This window comes from Paenibacillus cisolokensis (assembly GCF_018403665.1).
GTDB lineage: Bacteria > Bacillota > Bacilli > Paenibacillales > Paenibacillaceae > Paenibacillus_AH > Paenibacillus_AH cisolokensis.
This window is the reverse complement of record NZ_BOVJ01000180.1, coordinates 1-11,811: the sequence shown is the minus strand read 5'-3', so window position 1 is coordinate 11,811 and position 11,811 is coordinate 1. Positions and strand designations below refer to the sequence as shown.

The window sequence follows — 11,811 nt, the reverse complement described above, 5'->3', positions numbered from 1 at the left end:
AAACGTTCGGGCTGACGCTTGCCCCCGATGACATCAAACAGCTGATGGCCGCAAGAAATCAAGCGCTTCACAGCTACGGACGGTTGGAGCTCGGGATCGAAGCGACCAAAGAGATCATCGAGGTTTTTTCCGAATCGCCGTATATCCGCCAGGATCATTACGCATCCACGCTGAATGAGCTCCACGAAATCTTCTACTATTTCAAAAACGAAACCGAAGACAAGATCGGCGATGCCAAGCTGATCGGGATTATGAAAGATTACTTTGACAACGAATGCGCGGGTTCCTTGGAATTATTAAGAAGCAGGCTCGAAACGTTCGCGGCGGATTTCAGAATCGAAGCGATGCGTGACGAGATGATGCGCGAAGGAGATGATGACGAGTGAAGCCTGACCGCTATGGCCATGCCGCAAACGGCAACCAAACGCCGGCTACCCGGGGCAAAATTAATCCGTCGTCGTTAAAGCGAAACCCGTATACGCTATCCCTCCTGAACGAAGGGCAGCGCGCCGGCCTCTTGAACGATCGGGAGATTTACCGCATCCAGAATCAGTTGCTGCTCATTTTGCAAAATGTGATCAGACGGTATACGCAGGGAGAAAGCTCTTCCGTAACCGCCGAAACGGCGGAAAGCATGCTGGCCTCCATCCTGTATGCAGCAGATGCTTATTTGTTAAGTTTAGAGGATCACGACAAAGCGATCGCTTGCCTGAAAACTGCCGACATCGCAAAGCTGTATGAACAAGGAGTCGAACGAGTCCGTCAATGCTTCGACGAAACAAAGCGGCTTTACGATGAAGTCAGACAGCAGAAACTGGACGTTCCGGTCGAGGCCTACAACACGACGATCGAGGAATCTTTGCCCCTGTTTCTGAAAAATACGGCATCATTTTCGAAGCTCAAAATACGATGGCCAGCATCGATTATCCTTTGGCTGTCGACGATATGCGCCTGCAGGGCGTCTTCTACATGAAACAGTATTTGGAGCGTCTGCAAATCGAGAACCGTTTTTGTCTCAAGTTTAATCAAGAAGATCTGCTCCGTTTGCTGGAGAACTTCGGCAGCGTGTGCAGATTCGATTATCGGATCGAATTATTCAACATCTTTGAATTGGTTTTCCATCATGCTCTGTTTTCCATTTTGTCGGGGGGCGGCGCCAACCAAGTCAGAATTTCATCCTATCAATTCGAACAATTGAAACGGATGTTCGCCTGTGCGGACGCTTCCGCGATCGACACGATGATTCATGAGGCCATGCACAGGCTGCAGCACAGCTTGCAAATTTCAGACCCTAAGTCGATAGACTATATGAATCAGTGCAAAACCGACCTTGTACGGCGAATCGTCAATGCCGCCGAACACCACAACCTGCATGCGGTCATCGTGACGGACAGGGAAGAGAAAATAAAACCCGTCGTCCTTTCCTTCAATGCGGAGGACAGAATGAGCGATGTCCGGCTGCGAAGATTGCTTGACGAAATCGTCCGCAGCGAAACGAAGGAGGAAAAAGTCCGGCTCATTCGATCGAATTTTTTCTCCTTGCATGATTATTTGGATATGTTGGAAAGCGATTGTCTATATGGGGATGAATACGAGGCGTTGTATGCCTCCTTTGGCGACATCGAGTTGGCGATTCTGGCGAAGATCGTGTTTTACGAGGAATTGCGGAGCGATTCGAGCGATCTTGCAGCTGTCATTTCGCGGAAAAAAGACGCGGAGCCCGAATGGCAGAAGCATTTGATCACGTTTATGAAAGGTTTGAGCGCTCCGCGGATTCGTGCGATCGATACGCTGATCGGCAATATGGATTACGAAGAGATAAAGTTTTATTAAGAGGGGTCGATGCCAGCCTTGGCCCCGGATATGTATGGCACCGCCATATACTTGAACGTAAATGCAAATATTCCATAATTTGCTGGACTATTCTAAATATTGGGGGTATATTGGTGTCGTGGTCAACTAGAAACCATAATATCCCGGAATGAGGAGTTTTGCTTGCTGTGAAAAAAATTCGAGCAGTGGTCATATTATTGTTCGTTGCCGTTCTGGCCGCATGTTCCAAGGAACCGACTGGACCCGAAGAACCTGTCACGTTAAACGTTCTGGCATGGAATGAAAAAATTTTCAATGAAAGATACGGCGACTTTTTTATCGCTACGCATCCGAATTACGATATTCATGTGATTTCTGTCGCGGGTAATTTGAAGCCGGGTGAGGATTTAAATCTTGCGGTCAACAATCTGATCAACGATGAGAATCCGGATTTGATCGTGCTGCCGATGGAATTTCATGCCGTACTGAAAGAAAACGGTCAACTCGTTTCGCTAATGGATCGGATAAAGAGAGATGATTTTAATCTATCGGAATTCACTCCGGCGGTTATGAATAGTCTTCAAGATGCGGAGGGGCAAATATACGGGTTAACGCCTACATTTATAGGGTCGGCTCTCTATTCAACAAGAAATTATTTGAAGCGAATAACGTTCCGTTACCAACCGATTCGATGACCTGGAGTCAGGTGTTTGAATTGGCCCAACGGTTTCCGAACACGCTCGATAACGAGACAAGGCAGTACGGCTTATATCGACCCGATTCCGATTCATCCTATCCTTTCATGATGGCGCTCCGAATTGGAGAGGGGAGCGGATTGTCCTTTTATTCGAACAACAAATTTACGTTTTCTTCGAAATCATGGGAGGAAATTTTCAAAATGTTGCCGACTGTTTTCAAACAGAAGTATGCTTCGATAAAAGTCAAATGGAAGCTGCGCCAACATCGGACCGGAATGAGGTCGAACGAAGAAGTTACCCATTCTTAGCCGGAAATATAGCAATGGCCGTTGAGAACTCTTCATTATATCGTTTTCTTGTAGCGAACCGAGAACGGTATAAAGAATTGGATTGGGATGTAGTCTCGATGCCGGTCAGCGCGGAACAGCCGGATACAGGAAATGGGATAAACATGTCGGAAATTTTTCGATATCGAAAACTCCGACCAGGCAGAAGCCGCCTGGGCTTTGATCCGATACGTTTGCGGCGAAGAATATGCGAGAATCCTGCCGCGCGTAAATCCGGATGACTTGCCGGCAAGGCCTGCGGCTCATGAGCTCGATGAAAAATGGGTGTGTTCTATAAACTGAAGTATACGAATAATACGTTGACCCATAAATTGCGAGAGCTCCCTAAACCCGTCATTGTCAAAATGGACGAGCTTTCTCAGAGATATTTTCCCGATATAATATCGGAAAATATCACAGTGGCTGAAGCGCTGAAAATGATTGAACAAGAATTACAAACCGTACTGGATGAAAACCTATAAAAGATCGTAAGATAAAAAATTGACGACTCGAATAACCCGTCCATCGAACATATACTTGAAGAAAGAACAAACTTGACTTTGAAAGCTGGAAATCAAAATGTACAGATGCCGTAAGCCGTTGTTTTGTTTCTCGCTAAAAAGAATCATAAAGCAGGCCATTAAGTTATGACCGGGACTTCACCATCAACAGTCAGATAGTAATGCCTTATCGGTTTAAGCTTGTTATCCAGCTCGCAGACTAGCGGAGTCCCGGTCGGAATATTCAGGCTGATAACCCCGTCGTCAGGCAGGTCATCCAAATATTTCACCAAGGCGACATCGAAAACAAACCCCCGGTTTTTCAAAATATTACCCGCACCCCTTGCTTCCTTTAATCCGTTATCGGTCAAATCTACATCTGTCCAACCTGTAAATCGGTTTTCGTAGTAGAAACATTATTACAGGACTTCTTATTCTTTATGCCGTTTGGCGAAACGGCGGCACTGAAAACGGCAGGCGCCGGAAAAACTGGTTGATAATTTTGTTGACTTGTTTTTGGAGTGCACGTAGAATATTTTTCGAATACATGATACAGACAGGTATCATAATTGTTATGACGTATCCTGGAAAAGAGGTGATGACAGCTTGATTAACGATTCATCCCCGATGCGGGGACATCCGCTTGTCGTTGCATACCTGCGGAGCGATTCAAGTTCGATTTATACCGATGTATTGCAGCCGTACTTGAAGCAAAAGGGCATTCCGTATGAGCAGTATGCGCCCGCTTCCTTGGAACTGGGGACGGATCTGTCGAAGTGGCCGTTGTTCATGCGGTTTATGGGGATGCCGCAAATCAAAGTGACTTCGGTTTATTTCCGGCAATCTTCACGATTAGATAAATACATGTAGCATATATGTTTTATCGTCTATAGTCATGGGAGGGGGAACAAAGTTGTCCGTTTCGACAGGCGAACTGCATTCCAATGGTCAATTGAGAGCAGACAAGCGCAAAAAGATCTATGCCAAGCTGTGGAGAGACCGCTATCTGTATTTGCTCATCCTGCCCGGCGTCCTGTTTTTTCTTGTGTACCGGTATATTCCGATGCTCGGAATTGTAATCGCATTCCAGAACTTCAGCCCGTTTTTGGGATTTCGGGGAAGCGAGTGGGTAGGTCTGCAGCATTTCCGGACGATTTTCGCCGATCCTGAAGTGGTGCGCGTTATCTGGAATACGCTCTATTTATCTTTCCTGCAGATCGTATTCGCTTTCCCGGCGCCGATCATCCTTGCCCTGCTTCTGAATGAACTGAGAAGCGAGCTGTACAAGAGGCTGATTCAGACGATCGTCTACATGCCGCACTTTTTGTCCTGGGTTATCGTGGTCGGCATCTTCGTCATCTTCCTGCGCGGTGACGGGCTGGTGAACAATTTTTTGCAAACCGTGCTGGGTATGGAACAATCGGTCGGATTTTTGACCAATCCGGACTATTTCCGCCCTTTGATCGTGCTGCAAGTGATTTGGAAAGAAGTCGGATGGGGGACGATCATTTTTCTGGCCGCGCTGGCCGGCGTCAATCCGGAGCTTTACGAAGCGGCGACAGTCGACGGGGCGAACCGCTGGCGAAAAATGTGGCATATTACGCTGCCGGCCATTCGTACGGTAATTGTCATTCTGTTCATCTTGCGGCTTGGGAGCGTTCTGGACAGCGGATTCGAGCAAATCTTCCTGATGCTGAATTCGTTCAATCGGGAGATCGGCGAGGTATTGGATACTTATGTGTACTACAAGGGCATCCAGCAAACGGACTACAGTTTCGCTACGGCGGTCGGCCTGTTTAAAAGCATCGTCGGACTCGTGCTGATCGTAGGCGCCAATTACTTGGCCAAGCGTTTCGGCCAGGAAGGCGTTTATTAAGGGAAGGGGGAGCCGGTATGAAATATCGTTCGATTGCCGATCGGATATTTGATTGGGTCAATAGCATAGCGCTGGCGCTTCTGGCGATCATCATGTTGTTTCCGTTTTTCTACCTCTTTTCCGTATCGTTCACGACGCTTGACGAGTTTTTGCGGAGCGAGTTTCTGCTGTGGCCCAAAAAATGGGCAACGGATGCGTACGAGTATATTTTCCACTCCAAATCGTTTATCCGCTCGCTGTGGATTACGATCTACATTACGGTAATCGGAACGGCCATCAATCTGGCGTTTACGACGACGATGGCATACGGATTGTCCCGAAAAATTATCGGGCAACGGCCGATCGTGTTCCTGGTGCTGTTTACGATGCTGTTCTCGGGCGGCATGATTCCTTCCTACCTGATTGTCAAGGAGACGGGACTGCTCGATACGGTCTGGGCGCTCATTTTGCCGGCGGCGATCGGGCCGTTCAACCTGATTATTTTCCGCCAGTTTTTTATGGATATTCCCCATGAAATTCAAGAGTCGGCGATCATGGACGGGGCGAATGACCTGAGCATTTTCTACAAAATCATCCTGCCGCTGTCCAAGCCGGTGTTGGCGGCATTCAGCCTGTTCTATGCGGTCGGCCACTGGAACAATTACTTCTCCGGCATTCTGTATTTGAACGATGCGACGAAATGGCCGATCCAGGTCATTCTGCGGCAAATCGTCGTGCAGTCGGACGCGGTGAATGCGCTCGGAGCGGCCAATATGGCGATGCTGGAAAATCCGCCGCCGCCGGAAACGATTCAAATGGCCGCCATTCTCGTTGCGACCGTCCCGATTCTGATCGTCTACCCGTTTCTGCAAAAGCATTTTGCCAAGGGGGTGATGATCGGATCGATTAAAGGGTAAACCTTTGCGGAAAGGGCTTCAGGACTCATGCTTATAAAAACGCGGTCTCGTATCGATCGAAAATGGAGGGGACGAATTTGAGAAAAACCGCATATGTCTGGGTGCTGCTCGTTCTGGCGTTAAGCTTGGCGGGTTGTTCGCAAGGAAAGCCGGAAGGTCAATCGAACGGGCCGGAATCGTCCGACGCTCCCGCCGACGACAACGCGAAGAAAGTGACGATTACGGCGATGACTTTCAAATACGGCGATGTGCCGGCGACGGATGCCAGCCGGCCCGGGATCAAGCTGATCAACGAACGGTTCAACATCGATTATCAATTGAATATGATTCCGCAAGGATCGTACAGCGAGAAAGTATCGGCAGTTCTGGCGTCGGGATCGCTGCCTGACATGATCAAGTTCGAGGGCGGCGATGCCTGGAACCGCTATCCGAAATTCGCCGCCCAGGGCGCATTCCTGCAGCTGGATGAATTTATCGATCAATACCCAAATTTCAAAAACGTTCCCGACTATGTCTTCGAGCAGTTCAAAGTTGACGGCAAAATTTACGCGATTCCGACCTATGCCCCGAAAGCCGGGTTTACGATCATGGTTCGCAAGGATTGGCTGGACAATCTCGGATTGCAAGTGCCGACCAGCTATGAGGAACTGAAGCAAGTCGCCCTTGCCTTCACGAAGGACGACCCCGACCGGAACGGTAAAAACGATACGTACGGCATCGCGCTCGGCAAAGACATTAATCCGAAACTGAACATGGGCACTTATTGGGATCCCGCAGCATGGTACCATAAAGACGAACAGGGACGGTTCATTCCGGGCACGATCGGCCCCGGCTTCCGGAATACGATCCAGATGCTCGCGGACCTTTATAAGGAAGGGGCGGTGACAAAAGATTTCGTCGCGCTCGATTGGGGGAATACGAACAAGGAGTTTTACTCCGGCAAAGCGGGTATTTTCATCGCCGCTGTCAACGGCATGTCCGAAGCTTACATGGAAGGCTTGCTCGCCATACATCCCGATGCCCAATTTGTCGCGCTGGAAGCATTCGAAGCGCCTGACGGTTCGCGAGGCTGGACGGCGGGACGCGGCTATAGCGGATTCAATGTCATCTCGGCGAAAGTGGGCAAAGATCCGGTAAAACTCAAACGCATTCTGGAATTGCTGAACTTCTCGCGCACGTTCTATCCGCCGGATCAACGGGTTCCCGAAAACGAAGATTACGATTGGTATCTCGGCAAGCTGGGCGTAGCCTACGATATGGTCGACGGAAAGGCGCAATTCAAAGATAATGCGGCGGCGGACAGCTTGAGCCCGTCGCAATTTTTACCTGATATTCCTTTCCCGGCCAAGGATACGGACAACAATTACCCGGCTGGATACAAGCTGCCTATTATGCAGGAGCTGACCCGAAAGCTGGAGACTCACCATTCGGAGTCCAAATGGTACGCCAATCCGAACTATGTCGTCATGTCCCCGACCGAAATTGCCAAAGGCGCTGAACTGACGCAGTTCCTTCTGGACGAACAGACGAAAATGATTACCGGACAGCGCCCTGTCTCCGAATGGGATCAGATGGTTGAAGAATGGAAAAGCAAGGGCGGCGAAGACATCATCAAAGAAGTAAACGCGGCCATCCGGATTAAAGACGCCAGCGAGGCCTGGATGGACGAGAGATAACAGCCGCCGGAATGAGTATCGCCAGTTTCCAGAGATATATACCGATCGAGAACGAGTCGACGCGGCTATGATGCTAGTGAAGACGGTCTGCGGCAGGCGGGCTTTGCGCGAATTGGCGTAAATCCCGCTTTTTTGCCGTTTCGGAGTGGATTCTTTTTCGGGGTCGTCTATGTTATACTGAACGTTAAATACATGTATAGGGGCTGTATGGATCGATGCGAAGAAGAAGAACCAATTTCATGGAACGGTACAGCACCTTTCTTCATGCATTACGGGACCAGATCGTCACGGGGGAGCTACAGCCCGGTGATTTCATTTTGCCGGAGAATACGTTAAGCGAACAATATGGATTGAGCCGGGTATCCGTACGGAAAGCGCTTGCCGAACTGGTGGCGGACGGATTGATCGAGAAGATCCCGGGCAAGGGGAGCCGGATCAGGCGGCCCGAAACGAAACAGTCGTTCACCGTTTTGCGCCTTGCGTGGTTCTCGACCTCCTACGAGCTGGACATCGTGAATCGGATTATCGAAGCTTTCGAGCAGCTGCATCCGTTCGTCAAGGTTGAGCTCGACATATTGCCGACGAACGGTTACACGGACGCACTTGTCCGATCGATCGATGCCGGCCAGGGGCCCGACGTGTTTATGATGTCGGACGTTCATGCGAGAGAATGGATCGACAGGCGCAAAACGGATGATGTGGAAGGATACGTGCCGGATCATTTAAACGAAAAGACAAGCTATCCGCAAGTTTTCGAACTGTTTGCCTATAAAGGCCGCATGCTGGGCGCGCCGTTCCTGTTCTCGCCTGTCGTCATTTGCTACAACAAGGCTCTCTTCCGCGAGAACGGAATCGCCGAACCTCCGAAGATCGAGACTTGGGACGATTTGCTCCAAATTGCCATTCAATGCACGCGGGACCAGGGCGGGAGCGGGATTACGGACCAGTACGGCTTCTGCTTCTCCTCTTCGTACAACCGTTGGCCGGTGTTTTGCTGCAAAACGAAGGAAAGATCATGTCGGATGACGGCAAGCGCTGCATGTTTGCGATCGAGCGCAATATTGAGGCGCTGCAATTTTGCATATCGTTGATGTACAGGCACCAGGTTTCACCCATCTACTCCCATGCGAACACTGCGCTGGCCGAAAGCTTGTTTGTGAAGCAACGAGTGGCGATGATAATGACAACCTACTACTGCATGAACGAGTTTCGCGACAGATCGATCGAATGGGATGTGCTCCCTATGCCGCAGAAGCGTCAAAAGGCGACGCTGCTTCTCGGAGGCGCGCTCGCGATGAATGCGAAAAGCGAACGGAAACGTCTGGCGCAGCGGCTGATCGATTTTATGACGGGGACTGTCGCGCAAATGATGCTCAAATCGTACAGCAACACGATTCCGGCGCTTAGGTCTGTGGCCGAAGACGCCAAGCTGCTGAACCCGCACATCCATCCGGAGCATTATAACTATTTTCTGGATGTTCTGCCTTACGCGAAACCGCTATCGAGTCTCGGGCTCGGGGAGAGGGAAATTGGGCGGCTGTGCGACGAACTCGATTTGCTGTGGGCTAACATGGAAAGTCCGGAAGAGGCTTGCGCCCGAATCGAAGCGAAGTTTAACGGCGAGCGGAGCGGATGAAGTCTTGCCTCGCTTCAATCGCAATGAAAAAGCCTCCAACGACCACTGGCAATGTGGAATTGGAGGCATCGTTATTGTATTGAGAGATTAAGTGAGAGATTAAGCCCGCTTCCCAGACTTTAATACATACAGCGCCGTTTTGACGGAGAAGTAGATGTCACCGTCGGCGGTTACGGTGGCGGCCCGGATTCGGCCCGGCAGTTCGGACAGCACGGACGAGTTTCCGGTGAACAGATCGATTTCGTACAGCAGCTTGCCGCAAAATGCTCCGACCTTCCGCTCATCCAGCTTCAGAATCCAATCGCATGTATCCTCAATCGTCACTTCTCGTTCGAATTTGCGCGCTACCGCATCGTAAATGCGAATCTGTTTGCCGACGCACAAGGCTGCCTTGCCGTTCGCCGCACATAATCCGAAATCCGTTTGTTCGCCTTCCGGCAGCATCTCGGTATGGACAAGGCCGGTGCCGGGCTTCCATATCGCGAGATGACAGCGGATGTCGCGCCGGGCTTCCAGTCCGTTGGCATGACCGTTCGTCGTGAAATAGATGTATTCGTCATCCGCCGCCAAACCGGCAACCGCTTGCCCTGGAATCGGGTCGTACCAGCTTTCGACTTCCAGCGTTGCCGGGTCCACCCTTGACAGTCCGCCTCCGTATACGCCGTATTTGGCCCACCAGCCGGTCCAGACGCCCCCGTCCGGACCGATGACGCTTCGGCCGTGCGGACGGATCAATTCCGGTCCCACCGACCGCAGCGTTCGGGGGTTGACATTGTTCAACTGGTCCCACGGCTGGTCCGGATCATAAACGATATGATCTCCGCCAACGTAAGCGGCCAGGAAAAGTTTGTCGCCTACGAACACCATCCCGTACACTTCGCCGCCATGATTGCAGACTGACGAAGAATTCCAGAACTCGCCCGTTGCCGGATCGAACCGGAATATCGTCTGCCCGAATCCGCTGGAACCCCAAATGCGGCCGCGATTGTCGGGCACGAGCGCAAATACTTCCGTATCGGGAGCTTCCACGGGAATCCGTTTCAGTTTCACATTTAGCGGCTGTTCATAGCCGGATTGGGAGGAGGGGGCGTCGATAATGAAATACTCTTGTCCGCGATTGCCGACCAGTTTGCCGCTTTTCAGCCGTATAAACGGATTCTTTTGCCCGTTCGGGAGGATTATCGTTCGCGGACTGAGCATTTCCGAGAAGCCGCGGTCTTCGATCGGCTCCAGTGTCTTCGGATCGTAGAAAGTATAGATGCCGTCGCCTTCCATGCAGATGTAGTCTTCGCTAATCTCTCTCATGGTGGCGCCGGGGAGGCCGAATGGCCGGAATGTGCCGCTCTCGATATGGTAGGCTTTCCAGCCATTCGTATCGAACCCGAAATTGACGAGAATGTATCCGGGCGCTTCGCCGAATACCGGGCGGCTGTACCTATTTTTCGCATTGTCGGAGACCCGTCCGAGGTTGACGAGCGAATGCGCGATCGGGTCATATTGCATCAGGGAGCACCCGGGATATGTACCGCCGTATATTTTGTCGTCGGAGCCGATCGTCATCTGCCAGAAATACGACTCCCCGACGGAAGGCAGCGGCTCGGCCCAGGTTCGGCTCTTCAGATCGAACACATGCAAATAAGCCTGATCCACGCACGTGCCGATCACAAGCTTCTCATCATGCCAATTGACAATCCCCCAGGCGCCGTTGCCGACAGGCAGAGCGAACGATTCCCCGTCGCCGGTCAAAACATCGATCAAGACGACCGTTCCTGTGCCGCCCAAGGCGAAATTGGACAGCACGTACTTTTCTCTCCCGTCCCAAGGATCCGTTATCGAGGTGTGACCCAAAATGTTGAAATTTCGGCTGGGCTTTGCGACATACTCGTAACGCGCTTGCGCCGTTTCGTTCAACGGCAATCCCTCCTCATTTTCATCTCCCAATAACCTGTATGATAGTTGTATTTTCAGATTTAGTTTAGCGCCGCGAAAATAAACAGTCAATTTCGCAATTGTTGTTGACGGGGTATTGACGGGGTATTGACGGGGTATCGGAGGCATTATACATCAGAAGGCTTAATACATCGGTTTAAATCCTTGATGTATACATGTTATCGAATTGTCTGGTGCGTTCGGGAAAGGAGGTAACCTGAGTTTCACTGCCTGGAAGGAAGCGATCGAGCTCGGTGTGGAGACGATCGAGCCCCGGAAGTTTGGGAGCGGTGACTTTTAGTCCATAGTAGTTAGAAGGGGAGAGGTGCATCGTTGCATCGTTGATCCGACGTTGCGCTTCCCTGCCGTATTCGTTCGTTTTCATTCACAATCCTGCAAAAATGCATCTTTTTCACGCCATTAATAACCCGGACGTTCAAATTCCTGCGATAATGCAGTTTT

General features: G+C 50.7%; 10 protein-coding genes and 2 pseudogenes. 9 read left to right on the top strand and 3 right to left on the bottom strand.

Going from position 1 to position 11,811, the window contains the following annotated elements:
- The 3 genes and pseudogenes from PACILC2_RS22395 to PACILC2_RS22385 all read left to right on the top strand — a co-directional run.
- Positions 1–386, top strand: a 386-nt coding sequence (locus PACILC2_RS22395) for a DUF6323 family protein (RefSeq protein ID WP_213530966.1), incomplete at its 5' end; no start/stop codon positions are given.
- Positions 383–1,833 (top strand): annotated as a pseudogene (locus tag PACILC2_RS29585) (DUF6179 domain-containing protein). The gene PACILC2_RS22395 and the pseudogene PACILC2_RS29585, both read left to right, overlap by 4 nt.
- Positions 1,834–2,000: 167 nt before the next feature.
- The gene (locus PACILC2_RS22385) at positions 2,001–2,507 is read left to right on the top strand and encodes a hypothetical protein (RefSeq protein WP_213530964.1); all 507 of its coding nucleotides are present in this window, start codon (positions 2,001–2,003) and stop codon (positions 2,505–2,507) included.
- A gap of 969 nt (positions 2,508–3,476) precedes the next feature.
- On the opposite strand, the pseudogene gpmA reads toward PACILC2_RS22385, so the two are convergent.
- Positions 3,477–3,632, bottom strand: a pseudogene (gene gpmA / locus PACILC2_RS29805) (2,3-diphosphoglycerate-dependent phosphoglycerate mutase); the annotation flags it as partial.
- Between the two features lie 310 nt (positions 3,633–3,942).
- Between gpmA and PACILC2_RS22375 the strand changes: the two are divergent.
- The 6 genes from PACILC2_RS22375 (at position 3,943) to PACILC2_RS28145 (ending at position 9,420) form a co-directional block, all read left to right on the top strand.
- Positions 3,943–4,206: a hypothetical protein gene (locus tag PACILC2_RS22375; protein WP_213530962.1), complete on the top strand. Its 264-nt coding sequence runs from the start codon at positions 3,943–3,945 to the stop codon at positions 4,204–4,206.
- A 43-nt stretch (positions 4,207–4,249) separates the two neighbouring features.
- Positions 4,250–5,212, top strand: a complete 963-nt coding sequence (locus PACILC2_RS22370) for an ABC transporter permease (RefSeq protein WP_372447207.1) — start codon at positions 4,250–4,252, stop codon at positions 5,210–5,212.
- 17 nt (positions 5,213–5,229) lie between these two features.
- Entirely contained in the window at positions 5,230–6,108 is an 879-nt protein-coding gene (locus PACILC2_RS22365) for a carbohydrate ABC transporter permease (RefSeq protein WP_062493055.1), read from the top strand.
- A 77-nt stretch (positions 6,109–6,185) separates the two neighbouring features.
- Positions 6,186–7,784, top strand: coding sequence for an extracellular solute-binding protein (locus PACILC2_RS22360; RefSeq protein WP_244863749.1), 1,599 nt, complete (start codon positions 6,186–6,188; stop codon positions 7,782–7,784).
- Between the two features lie 215 nt (positions 7,785–7,999).
- On the top strand, positions 8,000–8,875 hold the full coding sequence (locus PACILC2_RS28150; protein ID WP_280515371.1) for an extracellular solute-binding protein: 876 nt from the start codon (positions 8,000–8,002) through the stop codon (positions 8,873–8,875).
- Complete coding sequence (locus PACILC2_RS28145) at positions 8,800–9,420, top strand: extracellular solute-binding protein (protein ID WP_280515370.1); 621 nt, start codon at positions 8,800–8,802, stop codon at positions 9,418–9,420. Before PACILC2_RS28150 ends, PACILC2_RS28145 begins: the two co-directional genes overlap by 76 nt.
- A 99-nt stretch (positions 9,421–9,519) precedes the next feature.
- Here the strand turns inward: PACILC2_RS28145 and PACILC2_RS22350 are convergent, their stop codons facing one another.
- Together PACILC2_RS22350 and PACILC2_RS22345 are read right to left on the bottom strand one after the other, a co-directional pair.
- Entirely contained in the window at positions 9,520–11,331 is a 1,812-nt protein-coding gene (locus tag PACILC2_RS22350; RefSeq protein WP_213530958.1) for an NHL repeat-containing protein, read from the bottom strand.
- Positions 11,332–11,506: 175 nt separating this feature from the next.
- Positions 11,507–11,734 (bottom strand): hypothetical protein, encoded by a 228-nt coding sequence (locus PACILC2_RS22345; RefSeq protein WP_213530956.1) that lies wholly within the window; start codon positions 11,732–11,734, stop codon positions 11,507–11,509.
- Positions 11,735–11,811: the final 77 nt, after the last annotated feature.